The organism is Segeticoccus rhizosphaerae, assembly GCF_005222685.1.
Taxonomy (GTDB): Bacteria; Actinomycetota; Actinomycetes; order Actinomycetales; family Dermatophilaceae; genus Segeticoccus; species Segeticoccus rhizosphaerae.
The window spans coordinates 20386-41166 of record NZ_SWMA01000012.1 but is presented as its reverse complement, the minus strand read 5'-3'; the positions used below and the strand labels follow the sequence as shown (position 1 = coordinate 41166).

Annotated in this window: 18 protein-coding genes; 1 reads left to right on the top strand and 17 read right to left on the bottom strand. The window is 70.6% G+C overall.

From position 1 onward, the window contains the following. Positions 1-16: 16 nt before the first annotated feature. From FCN22_RS10340 to FCN22_RS10285, 12 genes are all read right to left on the bottom strand, one after another. Positions 17-406 carry a VOC family protein gene (locus FCN22_RS10340; protein ID WP_137121471.1) on the bottom strand — a complete coding sequence of 130 codons (390 nt, stop codon included), beginning with the start codon at positions 404-406 and terminating at the stop codon, positions 17-19. Positions 407-490: 84 nt separating this feature from the next. After that, on the bottom strand, positions 491-1243 hold the full coding sequence (locus FCN22_RS10335) for an ABC transporter permease (protein ID WP_137121470.1): 753 nt from the start codon (positions 1241-1243) through the stop codon (positions 491-493). Further along, the gene (locus tag FCN22_RS10330; protein WP_137121469.1) at positions 1240-2268 is read right to left on the bottom strand and encodes an ATP-binding cassette domain-containing protein; all 1029 of its coding nucleotides are present in this window, start codon (positions 2266-2268) and stop codon (positions 1240-1242) included. The genes FCN22_RS10335 and FCN22_RS10330 overlap by 4 nt, the downstream gene beginning before the upstream one ends. 236 nt (positions 2269-2504) lie before the next feature. Then, complete coding sequence (locus tag FCN22_RS10325) at positions 2505-3149, bottom strand: PadR family transcriptional regulator (RefSeq protein WP_202911516.1); 645 nt, start codon at positions 3147-3149, stop codon at positions 2505-2507. 128 nt (positions 3150-3277) lie between these two features. Beyond that, positions 3278-4312 (bottom strand): YihY/virulence factor BrkB family protein, encoded by a 1035-nt coding sequence (locus FCN22_RS10320; protein WP_137121468.1) that lies wholly within the window; start codon positions 4310-4312, stop codon positions 3278-3280. A gap of 346 nt (positions 4313-4658) precedes the next feature. After that, positions 4659-7106, bottom strand: a complete 2448-nt coding sequence (locus tag FCN22_RS10315) for a polyribonucleotide nucleotidyltransferase (protein WP_137121467.1) — start codon at positions 7104-7106, stop codon at positions 4659-4661. A 214-nt stretch (positions 7107-7320) separates the two neighbouring features. Next, positions 7321-7590 carry a 30S ribosomal protein S15 gene (rpsO, locus tag FCN22_RS10310; protein ID WP_137121466.1) on the bottom strand — a complete coding sequence of 90 codons (270 nt, stop codon included), beginning with the start codon at positions 7588-7590 and terminating at the stop codon, positions 7321-7323. A 196-nt stretch (positions 7591-7786) separates the two neighbouring features. Next, positions 7787-9820 (bottom strand): penicillin-binding protein 2, encoded by a 2034-nt coding sequence (gene mrdA, locus FCN22_RS10305; RefSeq protein WP_137121465.1) that lies wholly within the window; start codon positions 9818-9820, stop codon positions 7787-7789. After that, positions 9817-10314 carry a rod shape-determining protein MreD gene (gene mreD / locus FCN22_RS10300; RefSeq protein ID WP_137121464.1) on the bottom strand — a complete coding sequence of 166 codons (498 nt, stop codon included), beginning with the start codon at positions 10312-10314 and terminating at the stop codon, positions 9817-9819. Before mreD ends, mrdA begins: the two co-directional genes overlap by 4 nt. 34 nt (positions 10315-10348) lie before the next feature. Further along, on the bottom strand, positions 10349-11176 hold the full coding sequence (mreC, locus tag FCN22_RS10295) for a rod shape-determining protein MreC (protein ID WP_137121463.1): 828 nt from the start codon (positions 11174-11176) through the stop codon (positions 10349-10351). A gap of 61 nt (positions 11177-11237) precedes the next feature. After that, complete coding sequence (locus tag FCN22_RS10290; RefSeq protein ID WP_137121525.1) at positions 11238-12281, bottom strand: rod shape-determining protein; 1044 nt, start codon at positions 12279-12281, stop codon at positions 11238-11240. Between the two features lie 115 nt (positions 12282-12396). Next, positions 12397-13671, bottom strand: coding sequence for an MFS transporter (locus FCN22_RS10285; RefSeq protein WP_238384660.1), 1275 nt, complete (start codon positions 13669-13671; stop codon positions 12397-12399). 83 nt (positions 13672-13754) lie between these two features. Between FCN22_RS10285 and FCN22_RS10280 the strand changes: the two genes are divergently transcribed. Beyond that, positions 13755-14300, top strand: a complete 546-nt coding sequence (locus FCN22_RS10280) for a MarR family winged helix-turn-helix transcriptional regulator (RefSeq protein ID WP_137121462.1) — start codon at positions 13755-13757, stop codon at positions 14298-14300. A gap of 45 nt (positions 14301-14345) precedes the next feature. Here FCN22_RS10280 and ndk read toward each other — a convergent pair whose 3' ends face one another. From ndk to ileS, 5 genes are all read right to left on the bottom strand, one after another. Continuing rightward, entirely contained in the window at positions 14346-14783 is a 438-nt protein-coding gene (ndk, locus tag FCN22_RS10275; RefSeq protein WP_238384659.1) for a nucleoside-diphosphate kinase, read from the bottom strand. Between the two features lie 69 nt (positions 14784-14852). After that, complete coding sequence (locus FCN22_RS10270) at positions 14853-15317, bottom strand: DUF4233 domain-containing protein (RefSeq protein WP_137121460.1); 465 nt, start codon at positions 15315-15317, stop codon at positions 14853-14855. Further along, a complete protein-coding gene (locus FCN22_RS10265; RefSeq protein WP_137121459.1) occupies positions 15314-16708 on the bottom strand; it encodes a bifunctional folylpolyglutamate synthase/dihydrofolate synthase in 1395 nt (464 codons plus the stop codon). The genes FCN22_RS10270 and FCN22_RS10265 overlap by 4 nt, the downstream gene beginning before the upstream one ends. Further along, positions 16705-17331 (bottom strand): GNAT family N-acetyltransferase, encoded by a 627-nt coding sequence (locus FCN22_RS10260; protein WP_238384658.1) that lies wholly within the window; start codon positions 17329-17331, stop codon positions 16705-16707. The genes FCN22_RS10265 and FCN22_RS10260 overlap by 4 nt, the downstream gene beginning before the upstream one ends. Then, the gene (ileS, locus tag FCN22_RS10255) at positions 17328-20672 is read right to left on the bottom strand and encodes an isoleucine--tRNA ligase (protein ID WP_137121458.1); all 3345 of its coding nucleotides are present in this window, start codon (positions 20670-20672) and stop codon (positions 17328-17330) included. The genes FCN22_RS10260 and ileS overlap by 4 nt, the downstream gene beginning before the upstream one ends. Between the last annotated feature and the right edge of the window lie 109 nt (positions 20673-20781).

Below are 20781 nucleotides of genomic sequence, written 5' to 3'. Positions count from 1 at the left end.
ACGAGGCTTCGCGGACTCAGCGGGCGGCAGCACGTTCGACGTCGCTGCGCAGGATGCAGAACTCGTTGCCCTCGGGGTCGGCGAGCACGGCCCAGCCACCGTCCGGCTGCCGCTGGTCGTCCACCAACGTGGCACCGAGACCGAGCAACCGCTCCACCTCCTCATCACGGGTGCGGTCCGTGGGCCGCAGGTCGAGGTGGATCCGGTTGCGCAGCTGCTTGGCGTCGGGCACGTCGATGAAGAGCAACTGCCCCGGCCCGTCCGGATCGATGATCATGCACTCCTCGTGGCTGGGCTCGTTCGGGTCGTCGGGGATCTCGGTCCAGCCGAGCACCTTTGACCACCAGACCGACTGGTCGTAGGCGTTGAGGGCGTTGACGGTGGTGTGCGAGATGCGTGAGGTCATGGCGGGCACGGTATGCGCCACCCGGCCTTCCGGTCACACCATTTCCGGCGGGCCGTGCCGAGACGGAGCCGATCGACAGGTGGCTCAGGCGTTCTCGCGGCGGAAGGTAGCGGTGCCCCACCAGACGCCCAGCGCACACAGCACGATCGCCCACCCGGTCCCCCAGGCCAGCTCGGAGCCCGCGCCGCCGGTGAAGAGTCCTCGCACGGCGTCGACCACGTGCCGGGTCGGCATCACGTCGCTCACGTCCAACAGCCACTTCGGCCCGATCGTCATCGGCAGCAGGATGCCGGAGAGCAGCAGGACGGGCATCATCACCATGTTGATGACCGGCGCCATGACGTCCTCGCTCTTGGTGGTGAGCGCGAGCGCGTTCGACGACGCGGCGCAGGCCCCGCCGATCAGCAGCGTGAGCACGACTCCGAGCACCGCGCCCTGCCACGAGGCGCGCATGCCCATGAGGTAGCCGAGCGCCACGAGGATGATCGCCTGCACCAGCAGCTGGGTCAGGTCGCGCCACAAGCGGCCCATCAGAAGGGCCGTCCGGCTGGCCGGGGTGACCCGCTCGGCCTCGATGACGCCCTCGCGCCACTCCCCGATCAGGCTGAAGCCGGCGAAGAACGCGCCGAAGATGCCCAGCTGCACGAGTAGCCCCGGCACGAAGAAGGTGTAGGCGTTGTCGTAGCCGAAGGTCTTGACCACGTCCTTGAGCAACGGGCCGAAGAGCAGCAGGTAGAGCACCGGTTGGAGCATGCCGATGATCACCCAGGCCGGGTTGCGCAGGTTCATCCGCAGCTGGCGGCGGAAGACGATCGAGGATTCCCTCAGGAAGGTCATGTCAGGGCTCCTTCGAGCTCGTGGTCGGTGGGCTCGGGACCGTCGTCGGCGCTCGCATCCTGGGCGTCGCGCAGCGAGCGTCCGGTCAGGGAGAGGAACACGTCGTCCAGCGTGGGACGGATGACCTCGATCGACTCCAGGGTCACACCCGCGGTGGTGAGGTCGCGCAGCAGCGAGGGCACCACGCGGCCGGCCCGAGGCACTCGCCCGCGGACATGGCTGCCATCGACCTCGGGCCTGGCCCTGCCGTCGGTGACCGCGGCGACGCGCTCGGCCGCCACTCCCAGCTGCCGCGGGTCAAGGATCTCGAGGTCCACCAGGTCACCGGAGACCTGCGCCTTGAGATTGTCCGCCGTGTCCGAGGCGACGATGCGACCGCGATCGATGATGACGATCCGGTCGCTGAGCACGTCCGCCTCGTCGAGGTAGTGCGTGGTGAGGAAGACGGTGGCTCCCCGCCGCGTCCGCAGCTCGGCGATGTGCTGCCACAGGTTGGCGCGTGCCTGCGGGTCCAGGCCGGTGGTCGGTTCGTCGAGGAAGACGAGTGTGGGCTCGTGGATCAGGCCCATGACGATGTCGAGGCGTCGCTTCTGACCGCCGGACATGTTCTTGGGCATCCGCTCCCACAGTCCGTCCAGCTGGAACTGGTCGAACAGCTCGTGGCCACGGCGCTGCACCTCAGCCCTGGACCGCCCGTAGAGCATCCCGTGGTCCATCACCTCGTCCCCGGCCCGGGCCCCGCTGAACGCGCCTCCGGCCTGGGAGACGTAGCCGATGCTGCGCCGCACGTCCTGCGACTGGCGCACCACGTCATACCCAGCCACGGTGGCCGTGCCCGCCGTCGGCCGCAGCAGCGTGGTGAGCATCCGCAGCGTGGTGGTCTTGCCCGCACCGTTGGGACCGAGGAACCCGACCACCTCACCCTCGGCGACGTCGAGGTCGACTCCGTCGACGGCGCGGACCTCGCTCTTGCGCTTGCCCTTGCCGGCCTGGAACGTCTGGACCAGACCTCGTGCATGGATCATGGGTGCTCCCTCGTCACATCTGATCAAGCTTGAACCTCAAATATTCAAACTTGATCACAGTCCTTGTCAAGCGAATTCGTCACCCGGCCGAACCGGGCGGCGCCGATGGGTGGGCCAGCAGAGAACGTGTAACTCATCGGGCCAACCGCAGGCACGGCACATACGATATATCGCGATATAGCGTGTTGTCACGATCTTCTTGACGCCCCTGCGTGCAGGACGCGAGGACAGCGCCGTCAGCCGCGCAGAAGCTGCCGGTAGCGCCGCCGGTCGGCGTCCATCTGCCAACCGGGGTCGTCCGGCGGCGGGGCCCAGCGGGTCGGCTCCCCCGCGAAGGCGAAGGATCCGTCCCGGACCTGGTCGAGCAGCTGCTCGAGCCACTCGCGCTCGGTCCGGTCCATCCGCGACCACAGGTCAGCGACCGCCGGCAGGTGTGGCGGGCTGGCGTCCGGGTCGCCCTCGGCCGGCGCGGTGAGCCGTTCGGTGTGCGCGCGGCGAAGCGCCTCCAACCGACGTTCGAGCAGGTCGATGAAGTCCGCCCGGCTCACCATCGGCAACAGCAGCACAGCGGTGTGGAAGGCGAGCGGCGCCAGCGGGTCGACCCGCTCCATCGCGTCACGGAAGAGGCGTGCGAACTCGGCCTTGCCGCCGTCGGTCACCGTGTAGACCGCGACGTCCCGCCCGCCGTCGACCAGATCGTGCCGCGCCAGGTGCCCTTGCCCGGTCAGCGTCGAGAGCGAGGAGTAGATGGACCCGGGCTTGATGTGGGCCCATTCGTCGATCCGCCAGGACATCAGCTCCCTGCGGATCTGGTAGCCGTTGACCGGCTCGAACAGCATGACGGCACCGAGCACCAGCAGTCGGGTCTCGGCGGCGGCCATGACCGGAGTCTAGGCAGGAGCGCGTCGGGCGGCGCCGACTGCGCCTCGCTGACCAACCCCCACCGGTATGCCGTTCGCCGCGTCCGCGGCGATCTCGAGACCGACCCGGGTGCACCGCACGCCCTTGTTCACGGGCCGGACCCCTCGCGGTCATCCGGGTCGGGCCTCGGCTGCTCGCCCTCGCGCCGGCTGATCTGCTTGTTGAACGTGACCTTCACCGACTGGAAGCCCTTGAGCTGCTGCGCGCGAGCCGAGCCACGGTAGGCACGCTCGTCCGCGTCCGTCAGCTGCACGTCGTCGGTGAAGGGCGTGAGCAGCGCCCGCGGATAGAGCCGCTTGGCCCGCACCACGTTGAGCTCCACGGCCAGCACCACGCCGACGGCGCCGAGGAAGATCCAGCCCAGCAGTCCGAGGACCACCGCGAAGACGCCGTAGGTGTCGCTGGAGTCCCTGACGACGTGCCCGGCGTAGGTCGTGCCGAAGGCCTGCAGCACCTGCCACACGACTGCCGCGGTCAGCGCCCCCGGGGCCGCTTGGCGCACGGTCTGGCGATGCGCCGTCGAGATGCGGAAGGCCAGGACGAAGACCGCGGCGTTGACCAGGACCGATCCAGCCAGCAGCAGCACCTGCCCGATCCAGCCCAGGTCGACGCCGTAGGCGCCCGCCGCGGCTCCGAGTGCCGAGAGCACCGTGGTGCCGATCAGGGCCAACCCGGCGGTGCCGATCAGCATCAGGCTGCGCAGTCGGGCCAGGAAGGGGTTCGGCCGGCGGTGCCTCGGCACTGCCCAGCACACGTTCATCGCGTTCTGCAGTGCCTGGGCGATTCCCAGCGCGCCGTAGATCGCTACGGCGACGCCGACCACGACGGCGGCGACGCTGCCGCTGAGACCGCCCGGCTGGTCGAGCTGCCGGCCGATCACGGGGACCTGTCGAAGGGCCGAGTCGAGGATCTGGTGCTGCAGCGCCGGGTCGTTCTGGAGGACGAATCCGAGGATGGAGGACAGGAGCAGCAACAACGGGAAGAGCGAGAGGAAGCCGTAGTAGGTGATGAGCGCCGCCAGGTAGGCGCCCTGGTCGTCGAAGAACTTGTAGACGACCGCCAGTGGGAAGCCTGCCCACGGGTGCTTGCGTTGGTAGGCGTCAAGACGTTCGGCGGCTCCCATGTCCCTCCTTCGTCCGACCACGGTCGTCGCCTTCTATCGTGCCCGACGAACGTGGGCGGCGCCGCCGGCCGGCCGATCTCCCGACGGGGGTTCCGCCAGCCCCCTGGTTGGCCATGGTTCGTGTGTGCCAACGAGAGCGGCCCGGCACACCACCAGGTGTGCCGGGCCGTCCGAGCCTCGCTACGCTCGATTCTCACGCCTCCGTCAGCCATCTTGTCGCGGCCGACTCCTCGGCGCTCCGAGCCTCGCTACGCTCGATTCTCACGCCTTCTTCGTCAGCCATCTTGTCGCGGCCGACTCCTCGACGCTCCGAGCCTCGCTACGCTCGATTCTCACGCCATCGTCGTCAGCCGGCTGCGTCCTCCGACGTCGCCGGAGCCGCGTTGTCGCCGCCACCCTTGCCGCCGCGACGGCGACGGTTGCGACGGGGACGGTTGCCACCCTCCGAACCGGAGTCGGCGGCAGCGTCGCCGTCCTCGGAACCGGAGTCGGCCGCCGGAGCCTCCTGCGCCGGGGCCTCCTGCGCCGGAGCGGACGCCGTGGCCGGGGCCTCGGCACCTGCGTCGTCGGCGAGGACCGCCGCGAGCGACAGCTTGCCGCGCGGGTCGATCTCCTTGAGCTCGACCTGGATCTTCTGGCCGATGGACAGCACGTCCTCGACCGCGTCGATCCGCTTGCCGCCGACCAGCTTGCGCACCTCGGAGATGTGCAGCAGGCCGTCCTTGCCCGGCAGCAGCGAGATGAACGCGCCGAAGGTCGTGGTCTTGACCACGGTCCCCAGGAAGCGCTCGCCCACCTCGGGCATCTGCGGGTTGGCGATCGCGTTGATCTGCGCCCGAGCGGCGTCGGCCGAGGGGCCGTCGGTGGCACCGATGTAGATGGTGCCGTCGTCCTCGATCGAGATCTGCGCGCCGGTCTCGTCCTGGATCTGGTTGATCATCTTGCCCTTCGGGCCGATGACCTCGCCGATCTTGTCGACCGGGACCGTGACGCTGATGACGCGAGGAGCGTAGGGGCTCATCTCGTCGGGCACGTCGATGGCCTCGTTCATGACGTCCAGGATGTGCAGGCGCGCGTCGCGGGCCTGGGTGAGCGCGCCACCGAGCACCGAGGCGGGGATGCCGTCGAGCTTGGTGTCGAGCTGGATCGCGGTGACGAACTCCCGCGTGCCGGCGACCTTGAAGTCCATGTCACCGAACGCGTCCTCGGCGCCGAGGATGTCGGTCAGTGCCGCATACTGCGTCTGACCGTCGACCTCCGCGGAGACGAGACCCATGGCGATGCCCGCGACCGGGGCGCGCAGCGGCACACCGGCGTTGAGCAGCGACAGCGTCGAGGCGCAGACCGAGCCCATCGAGGTCGAGCCGTTGGAGCCGAGCGCCTCGGAGACCTGGCGGATCGCGTAGGGGAACTCCTCGCGCGTCGGCAGCACGGGCATCAGGGCCCGCTCGGCGAGGGCGCCGTGACCGATCTCGCGGCGCTTCGGGCTCCCGACGCGACCGGTCTCACCGGTGCTGTAGGGCGGGAAGTTGTAGTTGTGCATGTAGCGCTTGCGCGTCACCGGCGAGAGGGTGTCGAGCATCTGCTCCATGCGCAGCATGTTCAGCGTGGTGACACCCATGATCTGGGTCTCGCCGCGCTCGAAGATCGCCGAACCGTGCACCCGCGGCAGCACCTCGACCTCGGCCGAGAGCGCCCGGATGTCGGCCAGCCCGCGGCCGTCGATGCGCACCTTGTCGGTGAGGATCCGCTGACGGATCAGCTTCTTCTGCACGGCGCGGAACGCCGCCGACAGCTCCTTCTCCCGGCCGGCGAAAGCACCAGCGGAAGCGTCCGCGTCATCTCCGTTGCCGGCGAGCGAGACCTTCATGGCCGACTTGATCTCGTCGAGCCTGCTCTCGCGCTCCTGCTTGCCCGCGATCTGCAGCGCGGCGCCCAGGTCGGCGGAGACGGCGGCCTCGACGGCGTCGTAGGCGTCGTCCTGGTAGTCCAGGAAGACCGGGAAGTCCTGCACCTCCTTGGCAGCCTTGGACGCGAGGTCTGCCTGCGCGGCACACAGCGCCGCGATGAACTTCTTGGAGGCCTCGAGGCCCTCGGCCACGACCTCCTCGGTCGGGGCGCCCTTGCCCTGGTTCTTGACCAGGTCCCAGGTGGCGTCGGTGGACTCGGCCTCGACCATCATGATCGCGACGTCATCGTCACCGTTGTCGTCCTTGCCGACGACGCGACCGGCCACGACCATGTCGAAGACCGAACGCTCACTGTCGCTGAAGTTCGGGAACGCGACCCACTGGCCGTCGATGAGCGAGACGCGGGTGGCGCCGATCGGGCCGCTGAACGGCAGGCCCGAGATCTGGGTCGAGGCGGACGCCGCGTTGATGGCGACCACGTCGTACTGGTGGTCCGGGTTCAGTCCCATGACCGTGATGACGACCTGGACCTCGTTGCGCAGCCCCTTCTTGAAGGTGGGGCGCAGCGGCCGGTCGATCAGGCGGCAGGTGAGGATCGCGTCGGTGGACGGACGCCCCTCGCGACGGAAGAAGCTGCCGGGGATCTTGCCCGCGGCATACATCCGCTCCTCGACGTCGACCGTCAGGGGGAAGAAGTCGAACTGCTCCTTGGGCTTGCTGCCCGCGGTTGTGGTGGACAACAGCGCGGTGTCGTCGTCGAGGTACGCCATGACGGCGCCGCCGGCCTGCTTGGCCAGGCGTCCGGTCTCGAAGCGCACCGTGCGGGTGCCGAACGAGCCGTTGTCGATCTTCGCCTCGGCGAAGGTGATTTCTGGACCCTCCATTGGGCCCTCCTGTTCTTTGTCTCTCTTCAGCATCCGTGCATCGTCGTTGTGCGCGGGCTGTCCTTGCGGTGGTGCAGCGGGAAGACCGCTCCTGGTGGGTATGCCGTGTGGTGACCTCCGCGCGGAAGGTGAGCACCCGGCATACGCACCGCCCTCATGCGAAAGGGGCGACCCGCGTCATCCAGACGAGAGTCGCCCCTGACATGAGAGACGTTTATCGGCGCAGCCCGAGGCGCTTGATCAACGAGCGGTAGCGCTCGATGTCGGTGGCCTGCAGGTAGCGCAGCATCCGCTTGCGGCGGCCGACCAGCAGCAGCAGCCCACGGCGGCTGTGGTGGTCGTGCTTGTGCTGGCGGGAGTGCTCGGTGAGGTCCTTGATGCGCTGCGTCAGCATCGCGATCTGGACCTCGGGGGAACCGGTGTCGCCGTCCTTGGTGGCGTACTCGGTCATGATCTGCTTCTTGACGTCTGTCGTCAGGGGCATGCGACACCATTCCGTTTCTTGGTCATTGCGCGGCGCGCCTGGGCTGGTCCACCAGGGCTCTCTCGTTCCGCGGCCGATATCACGGCACGGGCAAGGCTACCAGCGTGTGGCGGCGTAGCCCTAATCTGCGCCGTCTTCCCGTCGCAGCTCCTCGGCGGCAGGATCGCTGCGATCGGTCGCCGCGGCCCGTCGCTGCTCAAGGCCCCCGGCTGCGCAGGGTCTCCCAGATCTGCCGGGCCGCGGGCGCGGCCACCTTGCCGCCCTCGCCGCCCTGCCCGACGACCACGACGACCGCGTAGCGCGGCTTCGGAAGCGGCCCGTAGGACGCGAACCAGGCGGTGGCGTCCTTGCCGTAGACCTCGCCGGTCCCGGTCTTGCCCGCGACCGGGTAGGCGTCCAGCGGGAAGCCCCGGAACGCCTCGCTCGCGGTCCCGTCCCGGACCACACCGGCGAGGCCGGACCGCAACAGGGCCCACGTCTGCGGGTCCAGGTCGACGTAGCCGGTCACGTCACGGCGGAACGTCTTGACCTGCTCGCCGGTCGGTGTCCGCACACCCGCGGCCACCTGCGGCGTCCACAGCGTGCCGCCGTTGGCGATGGCTGCGTAGACCACGGCCATCTGCAGCGGTGTGACGGCGACGTCGCCCTGCCCGATGGCGAAGTTGACCGCATCGCCGCCGCGGAACTCGAAGCCGCCGGCGCAGTTCTCGACGGCGAGCTCCTTGAGGTAGGCCGCGCGCCGGCGGTCCTCGACCTCGGGGTAGCCGCGCTTGGCCCGTTTGCAGACCTGGTCCTTGGTGCTCTCCCACTGCTGCCGCTTCCAGGCCCGGTCAGGGATGCGTCCCGCCGCCTCACCCGGCAGGTCGATCCCGGTGGGTCTGCCCAGCCCGAACCGGCGCGCCGTCGCCACGAACGGATCGTGCACGTCGCTCCTGGCGTCCAACCCACCCAGCCGCAGCCAGTTGTCGTAGGCGAACCGGTAGAACACCGTGTCGCAGGAGACCACCAGCGCCTGCCGCAACGTGATCATCCCGTAGGCGTGCGACTCGAAGTTGTGGAACCTCCGTCCGCCGACCTGCACGCTGGAGGAACAGTCGTACTTCCCGGTGCGCTTGACACCGCTCTTGATCGCGGCGGGCAGCGAGACCACCTTGAACGTCGAGGCCGGCGGGTAGAGCGCCGAGGTCACCCGGTCGGTGAGCGGCACGCCGGCCTTCTCGGAGGTCAGGTGCGCAAGCTCCCTGCTGCTGATCCCTCCCGTCCAGACCTCGGGCCGGTATGTCGGGTAGCTGGCTGCCGCGAGCACCGCACCGGTGCGCGTGTCCAGCACGACGGCCGCGCCCGTGTCGGCGGCGTCACCCGGCTGCTTCTTGCCGCGCGCGTCCGTGGTGGCCTGGCGGGCCTGCGCCACGGCGCCGGCGAGCGCCTTCTCGGTGGCCGCCTGGAGCCGGGCGTCCAGATGGGTGACCAGGTCGTTGCCGGGCACCGGGTCGGTGTGCGAGAGCCGGCGGGTGACCACTCCCCTGCGGTCGATCGCGACGGTGGTGGTGCCGCGCTCGCCACGCAGGACGCTGTCGTACTCCTGCTCCAGACCGGCGCGTCCGACCAGGTCCTGGTCGCCCAGTCCCTTCGAGACCTCCTCGGGCGTGGTCCGTCCCAGGTAGCCGACCAGCTGCGCCGCGTTGACGCCGTCCGGGTGGGGGTAGTGACGCACCGGCGCGGCCTCCACCCCGATCCCGGGGAAGTTCTCGGGCTGCTCCAGCAGGCTCAACGCCCGGCGGGTGTCGACCCCGGTGGCGATGGCGATCGGCTGGTAGGGGGAGCCGGGAGCGCAGGCCGGCGGCGGTGGTGCGCCGGGACTTCCGCACAGGTGCGTCTTGTCCCAGAGGCGCGCGGACGGCATACCGAGGACGGCAGCCACCTTGTCGATCAGCGCCCGGCCGCCGTCCCGGTGGGACAGCAGCGCGGCGGGTTCGACCGTGACGACCGTCTTGGCGGCGTTGTCGACCAGGGGCGAGCCGTCCGCGGTGAGGATCCGGCCGCGGACCGCGGGCTCGTGCACGAGGCGGGTGTTGACCAGGGAGGAGTCGCGGGCGTAGGCGCCCTGCTGGGTCAGCTGCACCATGGCGAGCCGGCCCACGAGGGTGGTCATGAGCAGCACCACGACACCGACGAACGCCCACAGCCGGGTCCGCGTGCGATGGGCGTGGCCGCTCTGCCCGGTCCTCATCCCAGTCTCCTGCGGACCAGGGCTCGTTCGACGGCGAGCAGCAGCGGGACGACGAAGAGCCCGACCGCCGTGGTCAGGGCGACGGTCCAGGCAGCACGCCCGACCAGCAGCGGGTCGGCGGTCGCGGCCGCCACCAGCAACCCGGCGCCCTGCACCACGACCGCGCCGGCCACGGTCGCCAGCACCGGTAGCAGCGGCGACCAGGTGCCGAAGCGGCGGGCAGCGCCGGCGAGCGCCCCCGCCGCCGCGTAGCTCAGGGCCGCCGCACCCAGGGGATCGCCGCCCGGCGGCACGAGGTCGACGACCCACCCGGCGCCGAGGCCGAGCAGGGCCCCGGCCGGCGCTCCGCGCATCACGGCGCCGGCGACGACCACGAGCAGGACGAGGTCGGCGGTGGCGCCGTCGTCCAGGCGTGGGAGCAGGGTCGTGCCCCCGATGGCGCAGGCGATGACCACGACCACGCGCAACACCGTGAGCAGGCTCGGGCGCGGCATCACGACGCGGCACCCTGCACTGCCGGACCTGGCATCACGAAGCCGCGCCCGTCACTGCCGGACGTGGGGTCTCGCGTGGCGAGCTCACCACGACGCCGACGACATCGAGGGTGCTGGGGTCGACCGCGGGACGGACCACGGCGGTCTGCCCGAGCTGGCCGTGGGCAGGATCGACCGAGGTGACCGTGCCGACGGGGACGCCGGCGACGAACGGCCGCCCCCCGACGCTGCCGAGCGTGGTGACCCGGTCGCCCACGCGGGTGGACCCCGGCTGGACGAGGGTGAGGGTGAGGTCGCGGGGCCCGCGCGGGGGCAGCCCGGGCACCGGGTGCGACGAGACCCACCCGAGCGTGCGGTGCTTGCCGACCCGGACCCCGACGGTCACGTCCCGACCTCCGAGTACCAGCACGTCGGAGGTCCACGGCGCCACCGAGACCACTCGACCGACCAGCCCGTCGACGCAGATGACGGTGAGGTCCGTGGTGACGCCGTCCCGCGAGCCCACGTCGATCGTGACCCGGCGCATCCGCTCGGGCGTGCCGACTGCCGAGGACGCGACGACGCGGGCCGGCACGAGCGACCGGCCGCGTGCCGGCGGCGACCGGAGGAGGTCGGTCAGTCCCCGGCCGTCGTGGACCTGAGCGCGGGTCTCCTGCAGCTCTCGTCGCAGCGCATCCCGCTCCTGGGTGAGCCGCGTGACCTCGGGAGCGGGGTCGGCGCTGAGCGCGCGCTGCACCGGGCCGACCACCGTGGCGGCGGCCTCGCGCAACGGCGCCGTGACCGCCGGGCGGGACACGTCGACCCCCAGCACGACCACGGTCAGCGCGACCAGCGCCACCACGACCCTCCCGCGAGGAATCATCGTGAGGTTCCGGCGGCACGAGGCACGAGTTCGGCATGGGGCTGGGGCATCGGTGGCACGTTCAGAACTGGCGGTTGCCGACGAGGACGCGCTCGAGGGAGCCGAACTCCTCCACGCAACGGCCGGAGCCACGCACCACGGCCCGCAGAGGGTCGTCGGCCACGCGGACGGGCACACCGAGCTCGTGGCGGAGCCGTTCGTCGAGGCCGCGCAGCAGGGCTCCCCCACCAGTCAGGACGATGCCCGAGTCGATGACGTCGCCCGACAGCTCCGGCGGGCAGACGTCGAGCGTGGCGCGGACCAGCTCGACGATCTGCAGCACGGGCGCCTCGATGGCTCGACGCAGCTCGACCGAAGAGACCGTGACCGTCTTGGGCAGGCCGGTGGTCAGATCGCGGCCTCGCACCCGGGTGCTCAGCTCCTGCGTCATCGGGAACGCCGACCCGACGGAGACCTTGATGTCCTCGGCGCTGCGCTCGCCGAGCAGCAGCGAGTACTCGCTCTTGACGTGGGCGATGATCGCCTCGTCGATCTCGTCGCCGCCGAGCCGGATCGAGCGGGCGTTGACGATGCCGCCCAGACTGATCATCGCGACATCCGTGGTGCCGCCACCGATGTCGACGACCGTGCTCGCGGCAGTCTGGTTGACCGGCAGGTCGGCACCGATGGCGGCCGCCATCGGCTCCTCGATGACGTAGACGCGGCGCGCGCCGGAACGGGTCGCGGCGTCCTCGAGGGCGCGGCGCTCGACCCCGGTCACCTCGCTCGGCACGCAGACCACCATCCGCGGCCGCACCAGCCGGGAGGGGCGCACCTGGTCGACGAAGTAGCGCAGCATCCGCTCGGTGACGTCGGCGTCCGAGATGACGCCGTCCTGCAGCGGCCGGATGGCGTGGACGTGGGCGGGCGTGCGGCCGAGCATCTCGCGGGCCTTGTGCCCGGCGGCGATGAGCCGGCCCGAACCGACCTCGATCGCGACCACGGACGGCTCGTCGAGCACCACGCCCCGTCCCTGTTGGTAGACGAGGGTGTTGGCGGTGCCGAGATCGACGGCCAGGTCACGCCCCAGCACCGGCCAGCCCCGCAGTCTCCTCACGCCCGCGATGCTACCCGGGCCGGCGAGCCCCTCGAGGGTGGCGTTTCGCCCGTCGACACGCCATCCACAAGACACCCACGAGGGCGTCCGCCGCGAAGGTGGCGCCCGGCCCGGGACGGCGTGGTCAGTGGGCCAGCGCGTAGGCGTCCGGCTCGTCCGCCGGCAGCGGGTCGGCGTCCTCGAACGTGGCCAGCGTGGGTCCACCGCGCAGCATCGCCCGCAGCCGCCAGGCGCCGAGGACGGCGATGCCCGCGAACCCGGCGTGCACCAGGAGGAAGGTGCCGGGCAGCCCCGACCCGAGCAACAGCCCGGCCAGCATCGGCCCGGCCGCCGAGACCCCCGTCTGCAGCGCCGCGAAGACGCCGAGCGTCGTGCCCACCATGCCCTCGGGGGCAAGGCTTGCCGTGAGCGGGTTGAGCACCGGGGCATACATCGTCTCGCCGACGGCGAAGACCCCGAAGGTGATGACGAACAGTGTCGCACCGTGCGGCCCCAGCTGCGTGGCGAGCGACATCATCCCCCAGCACAGCACCCAGATCAGCCCGACCGCGACCAGCAGCGACGGCGCGGAGCGGGTGGCCGTCCACCGGACCACGGCCATCTGCAGGGCGATGATCACCAGGCAGTTGACCGCGGCGGCTGTGCCGATGCTGCGCTCCGAGGCGTCCAGGACGGTCAGCGCGAAGGCCGGCAACCCGCTCTCGAACTGGGCGTAGAAGGCCAGGGCGAGCGCGATCGTCACCACCGCGGTCCAGCGCAGCGCCGGCGTGGCCCAGATGGCCCGCAGCGCCAGTCCGGTGCTGCCCTGCTGGGCCGGCGACTCGGGCACGGGCGGGACGGATGCGTCGACACCTCGACCCGCCACCGCGAGCAGCAGGCCAGAGAGCCCGAACCCCGCGGAGGCGGTCACGAACGCGGGCCACATGCCGTGCACCTGGTCCAGGTCCACCATGTAGCCGGCCGCGAACGCGCCGATCGCCATGCCGAGCGCCTGCCCGCTGAAGACCAGCGCGAAGACGCGACGGCGGTCGGCACCGGACGACCAGCGCAGCACGAGCACCTGCTGTGCCGGGGCCGCTGCCGTGATCGCGAGCCCGAAGGCCAGCATGCCGAGCAGGAAGGTCAGCGGAGTGCCGGCCACGACGAGCGCCAGGCTGACGACGCAGGCCAGCACCCGTGCGACGACCGCGACGCGCACCGGGGACATCCGGTCGGCCAGGCGGCCGCCGACCGGCGCCGCGACCAGCGCGCCGATCGAGAACAGGCTGGAGGCCGCTGCGGCGACGAAACCGCCCCAGCCGCGGGTGTTCGCGGCGTAGGCGTACTGATAGGGCAGCACCGTGCCCCAACCGATCATGCTCACGGTGGACGCCAGGACCAGCAGGTGTGCGCGCTTCACCACGCCTCCATCAGAGTTCGAAACGGGAGTGTTGGATATCGAATATTTCGACTCCGAAATATTAGCATGGCAACATGGTGCCCATGACCACTCGTCCGGGATCCGGCAGACGCGCGGGCAGGTCCGCGCACCAGCGCTACCGCGCCGACGTGGCCGCCTACGTGGCAGCGGGTGGCGACGAGTCCGTGCAGCGCGTCATCACCGCGGTGCAGAGCCTGCAGCGCAAGCTGGGCCAGTGGTATGCGCGCCAGCTGGTCGACCTGGACCTGTCCGCCGGCGAGTGGGCGGTGCTCGCCAACCTGGCGACCGCGGAGGAGGGCGCCGCGCTCACGCCCACCCAGCTCGCCGAGGCCACCAGCGTGGCCCCCTCGTCGATGACGCACCGACTGGACCGGATGACCGAGCGGGGCCTGATCGACCGCGCCGCCGACCCCGAGAACCGCACCCGGGTCCTGGTCTCGTTGACCCATCGTGGCTGGGAGACCTTCAAGGCCGCCATCCAGGAGGCCAACATGGTCGAGTCGGACGTGCTCGGCCCCTTGTCACGCGATCAGCGTGAGGAGCTGGCCGCGCTGCTCGAGCTGGTCATCGCCGGTCTCGACGACGCCGAGGCGGACGAGACCAGCTGACCTGTGGCCCCGGAGTCGCTGGGGAGGTCCGGGAGCGCGACAGCGTCAGGCCTGGTGGCCGAACCAGATGTCGATCTCGCGCTTGGCCGACTCCGACGAGTCGGAGCCGTGCACGATGTTCTGCTGCACGGCGAGGCCCCAGTCGCGGCCGAGGTCGCCGCGGATGGTTCCGGGCAGCGCAGCCGTCGGATCGGTGGCCCCCGCGAGGGCGCGGAAACCCTCGATGCACCGCTCCCCCTCGATGATCGCCGCGGTCACCGGGCCGCTGCTCATGAACTCGAGCAAGGGCTCGTAGAACGGCTTGCCCTCGTGCTCGGCGTAGTGCTGGGCGAGGCGCTCACGGTCGGGCGTGAAGATCGCCAGGTCCACGAGCGTGTAGCCCTTCGCCTCGATCCGGCGCAGGACCTCGCCGGACAGGCCCCGTTGGAAACCGTCCGGCTTGACCAGGACGAGGGAGCGTTCGGGCGTCGTCGATGTCGTCACAGGCCAGACCCTATCGAGGGACATCGAAGGGTATGCCGCCCGCCCACCGAGGGCGGTCGGCCGCCGCCGTCACCGGTCCGGTGCGTCACCCCGGTCGGCAGGAGCATCCGTGTCCGAGCCCGCGCCCCCGCCCTGCTGGTCCTCGTCGACCGGGTGGGCGCGCAGGTGGGCCTGGGTCAGGTCCTCCATCTTGCGTCCTTGGACGAGGGCGGTCACCCACAGCGCCAGGAAGATCACGGCCACGATGATCATGCCGCCCACGACCAGCGCCGCGAGGAACGTGACGACCTGGAGCAGCCAGCCGATCGTGACCCCCCAGGGCCGCCGCATCAGGCCGGCGTCGAGGATGCACAGCACCGCCACCACCGACCCGACCGCGAGCCACGTGCCCGACCGGTCGTCGCCCTGGACGGAGGCCAGCCCGTAGGCCACCACCGCGCACAGGAACACCGCGAAGGCCTGGCTGGCGATGACCATGGCGGCAAACCGCCGAGCCATCTTGCCCGGCACGCCGTAGAAGACGAGCCCCTTCACGTCGTGGTCACCCCGAGCAACATCCGGACCTCTGCGGCGGTGACCACCGACCCCGTCGCCAGCACGCCCCCGGCCACGCCGCCGGCGTCGGCCATCCCGGCAGCGGTGTCGAGCGCCTCGGAGAGGTCGGGCACGACGGTGACGCGGTCCTCGCCGAAGATCTCGGCCGCGATCCGCCCGAGGACCGCGGGGTCGGTGGCGCGAGGCGAGGAGGTGCGGGTGACGACGACCTCGTCCAGGACCGGTTCGAGGATCTCGAGGATCTCGCCCGCCTCCTTGTCGGCGAGGATCGCGACGAGCCCGACGACCTTGGTGAACGTGAATGCCTCGTTGAGGGCGTCACGCAGCGAGACCGCGCCCGCCGGGTTGTGCGCGGCATCGACCATGACGGTGGGCGAGCGGCGGACGATCTCCAGCCTCCCGGGCGAGGTGACCCCGGCGAATCCGGCCCGGACCACCTCGAGGTCGAGCGGCTGCTCGCCACCACCGACGAACGCCTCGACCGCCGCGAGGGCGATGGCCGCGTTGTGCGCCTGGTGCGTCCCGTGCACCGGCAGGAGGAGGTCGGGGTAGTCGCCCGCCAGACCACGCACCGAGATCAGCTGCCCACCTACCGCGACGTCGTGGCCAAGCAGCCCGAACTGCTCGCCCTCGAAGCGCAGGTCGGCCCCGACCTCCTCGGCCCGGTCCCGGACGATCTGGACCACTTCGGGCTCCTGCACTCCGACCACCCCGATGGCACCGGGCTTGATGATGCCGCTCTTCTCGGTGGCGATCTCCTCGACCGTCGAGCCGAGGAGGCGCTGGTGGTCGAGGGCGACCGGCGTCATCACGGCGACCTGGCCGTCAGCGACGTTGGTGGCGTCCCAGGCACCGCCCAGACCGACCTCCACCACGGCCACGTCGACAGGGGCGTCGGCGAACGCGGCATACGCCAGGGCGACCATCGCCTGGAAGTAGTTCATCCGCGGCCGTCCGGCCTCGCGTGACAGCGCATCGACGATCTCGAGGAAGGGCGCCACGTCGTCATAGGCAGCGATGAAGGCCTCGGGCCCGATCGGCTCGCCCGACAACGCGATCCGCTCCCTGAGGTCGTGCAGGTGCGGCGAGGTGAAGCGTCCGGTCGACAGGCCCAGCTCACGCAGCAGCCGCTCGATCATGCGGGTCGTCGAGGTCTTGCCGTTGGTGCCGGTGAGGTGGATCACCGGGAAGGCGCGCTGCGGGTCGCCCAGCAGCTCCATGACCTGCCGGATCTGGTCCAGTGACGGCTCGACGTCGTTCTCGGGAGCCCTGGCCAGCAGGGCCTCGCTCACCTCCCGCAGCCGCTTCCGCACCGCAAGTTGCTCGGCGGCAGCCTGCTGGGCGGAGTCCGGACGTCCGCTCGGGCTCATGCGCGTGCCTCCTCGAGGCCCGGGTCGTCGTCGTCCGAGGCGTCGCGCAGCACCTTCCGCATCCAGATGTCGTCCGGGACGCCGCCACCACCGGCCTCACGAGTGAACTCGACGAATCCCTTGGCTCGGTAGAAGCGTTCGGCGTCGGTGTTGCCGTCGATGTAGGAGAGCTGGATCTCGTCGTGGTCCTCGGCCGCCTTGGCCATCACGGCCTCGATGAGCCGCGAGCCAACGCCCTTGGCCTGGTGCTCGGGCAGGACGTAGAGCTTCCAGAGGACCAGGTGGTGCTTGCCCGGGCCGACGCTCGCCATGCCGACGATCTCGCCGTCGAGCTCGGCCACCGTCACGCGCCCCGCGCGGATCGCGGGGATCGTCGCGTCAGCCGACCACCACTTGGCCAGTCCGGCCTGGACGTAGTCCTCGCCGGCGATGCTGTAGTAGGTGGCCGGCCAGGTGCGGTGCCCCACCGACAGCACCCCCTGCAGATCGTCGCCGGTCGCCCCGCGGATCACCACGGAGTCTTCCTGCCTCGGCTCCTCCGCGGCAGGCTCTCCGCTCCGCTCCGCATCGTCGCCGCTGTCGTCGCCGCGGCCCGAGCCTCGGCGGTCGCCGTCGCTGATCACCGCTTCTTCACCTGGATCTGCACCTGCTGTCCCTCCCCGACGGTGGCAACCGTCGCCCCGTCGGTCGCGGCCGGCGGCAGGGCGTGATCGGCTCCCGCCGACCCGAACTGGACCGCGAGCGTCTCGCTCATGATCAGCTGCTGGTGGGCGACTGTCGCCTGCCAGACGTCGTCGTCGCCGGTGACGGTCAGGCTGATCCGGTCACTGATGTCCAGGCCGGCGTCGCGGCGCGCCTGCTGCACGGCCCGTATGACGTCACGCGCCAGACCTTCCTGCGCCAGCTCGGGCGTGACCTCGGTGTCGAGGACGACGAAGCCACCACCCGGGAGGAGGTGGGTCGCCCTGCCTGCGGTCGCGGTGTCCTGCTCCACGATGGTGTCGAGGGTGTATTCGCCCTCGACGAGGGCCAGTCCGCCCGCGGTGACCGTGCCGTCGTCGGCGACCGCCCAGTCGCCGGACTTGGCGCCCTTGATCGCCTGCTGGACGTCGCGGCCGAGTCGCGGGCCGGCCGCGCGGGCGTTGACCACCAGTCGCTGGCTGATCCCGAAGTCGGACGCACGAGCCGCGGCGAGGTCGACCAGTGTCACGGTGCGGACGTTGACCTCCTCGGCGATGATCGCGCCGAAGTCCTCCAGAGCCTGTGCCTCCGGCACGACCACGGTGAGGTCCTGCAACGGCAGCCGGACGCGCAGGTTCGCGGCCTTGCGCAGGCTGCTGGCCACCGAGCACACCTCGCGGGCCCGGTCCATCGCAGCCACCAGGCCGTCGTCGGCAGGAAGGTCGGACACCTCCGGCCAGTCGGTCAGGTGCACCGAACGGCCACCGGTCAGGCCGCGCCAGATCTCCTCCGTGGTGAACGGCAGCAACGGAGCAGCAACACGGGTCACGACCTCGAGCGTGGTGTAGAGCGTGTCGAATGCCCCGAGGCCATCGCGGCGCACGTTCCAGAAGCGGTCGCGCGAGCGTCGGATGTACCAGTTGGTCAGCACGTCGAGGAAGGCGCGGATGGCCTCGCACGCCGAGGCCACGTCATAGACGTCGAGCCGGTCCCGCGCCTCCTCGACGAAGTCATGCAGCTTGGCGAGCAGGTAGCGGTCGAGCACGTCGTCCGACTCGGTGGACCAGCGTGCTTCGTAACCCTCGCCGTCCGGTCCCCCGGCGGCGTTGGCATACATCCCGAAGAACGACCAGGCACTCCACAGCGGCAGCATGACCTGCCGCACGCCCTCGCGGATCCCCTGCTCGGTGACACTGAGGTTGCCGCCCCGCAGCACCGGACTGTTCATCAGGAACCAGCGCATCGCGTCGGCCCCGTCGCGGTCGAAGACCTCGCGCACGTCGGGATAGTTGCGCAGGCTCTTGGACATCTTGCGCCCGTCCTCGCCGAGCACGTTGCCGTGGCACATGCAGGTCGAGAACGCCGGGCGGTCGAACAGCGCCGTGGCGAGGATGTGCAGCGTGTAGAACCAGCCCCGGGTCTGCGGGGTGTACTCGACGATGAAGTCGGCCGGGAAGTGGTGCTCGAACCAGTCGGCGTGCTCGAACGGGTAGTGCACCTGCGCGTAGCTCATCGACCCCGAGTCGAACCAGACGTCGAGCACGTCCTCAACCCGCCGCATGGTCGAGTTGCCCGTCGGGTCATCGGGATTGGGCCGGGTGAGCTGGTCGATGTTGGGTCGGTGCAGGTCCGGCACCCGCTCGCCGCGCTCATCCACGCGCGTGGGGATCTCGCCGAAGTCGCGCTCCAGCTCGGCGAAGGAACCGTAGACGTCGATCCGGGGATACGCCGGGTCGTCGCTCTTCCACACCGGCACCGGGCTGCCCCAGAACCGGTTGCGGGTGATCGACCAGTCGCGGGCGCCCTCGAGCCACTTGCCGAACTGACCGTGCTTGATGTGCTCGGGGACCCAGGTGATCTGCTCGTTGAGCGCGAGCATCCGGTCCTTGAAGGCGGTCACCTCCACGAACCAGGACGAGACACCCTTGTAGATCAACGGTTCGCGGCACCGCCAGCAGTGCGGATAGGAGTGGTCGTAGGTCTCGCGCCGCAGCAGCACCGTCCCGGGCGAGACGGACCCGGTCTCCCCCACGCCCCGGGTGGCCGCACGCAGGTGATCGATGATGTGCGGGTTGGCGTCGAAGACCAGCATCCCGGCGTACTCGTCGACCGGCTCGGTGAAGCGGCCGTCCTTGCCGACCGGCATCACCGCCTCGATGCCCTCCCGGTCGGTGACCTCCTTGTCGACCTCACCGAAGGCGCCGGCCGTGTGCACCACGCCGGTGCCGTCCGTGGTGGTGACCGCGTCGTCGGCCGCCACGATGCGGAAGGCGCCCGCGTGGCCGGCGAAGTAGGAGAACGGCGGTGTGTAGGTGCGTCCCAGCAGGTCCGTGCCCTTGTAGCGGCCGAGCACCACCGGGGCGTCGCCGAGCTCGCGCGAGTATGCCGCGAGCCGCGCCTCCGCGAGGAGGTAGCGCGCCGTCCCGTCGGTCCCCGGCACGGCCCCCTCGACGACGACGTAGTCGATGTCGGAGCCCACCATGACCGCGAGGTTGCTGGGAAGGGTCCACGGGGTGGTGGTCCAGATCAGGACGCGGGCGCCGTCGAGCACCTCGTCCGCGCCGGTGGAGTCGAGCAGGTAGCCGACCGTGACCGCGGGGTCCTGCCGCATCCGGTAGACGTCCTCGTCCATCCGCAGCTCGTGGTTGGACAGCGGCGTCTCGTCGTTCCAGCAGTAGGGCAGCACACGGAAGCCCTCGTAGACGTGACCCTTGTCGTAGAGCGACTTGAAGGCCCAGATCACCGACTCCATGTAGTCGGGGTTCATCGTCTTGTAGTCGTGCTCGAAGTCCACCCACCGGCCCTGCCGGCGCACGTAGTCCTGCCACTCGTCGGTGTAGCGCAGCACCGACTCGCGGCAGGCGGCGTTGAACTTCTCGATGCCCAGCTCGTGGATCTCGTCGGTGGTCTTGAGCCCGAGCTGCCGCATCGCCTCGAGCTCGGCCGGGAGCCCGTGGGTGTCCCAGCCGAACCGGCGCTCGACGCGCCGGCCGCGCATCGTCTGGTAGCGCGGCACGATGTCCTTGACGTAGCCGGTCAGCAGGTGCCCGTAGTGCGGCAGGCCGTTGGCGAACGGCGGTCCGTCGTAGAAGACGAACTCGTTGTCACCGTTGCGCCCCGCGTCCCGCTGCTCGACCGAGGCGACGAAGGTGCCGTCCTCGTCCCAGTAGCGCAGGACCCGCTCCTCGATCTCCGGGAAACGGGGGCTGGGGACGACCCCGGCCCTCTCGGTGCCCTCGCCCCGCTCGTCCGCCGAGAGGAAGTCGACCTTCGGATAGGTCATGCGTGCATCTCCGTCGCGTCACTCGTGCCGTCAGGGTCACGAGGACGACGTCGCCGACCGGTGAAGTCCGGCCCGGCGGCACCGCGGTACCACCTCGCTTGCCGCACCC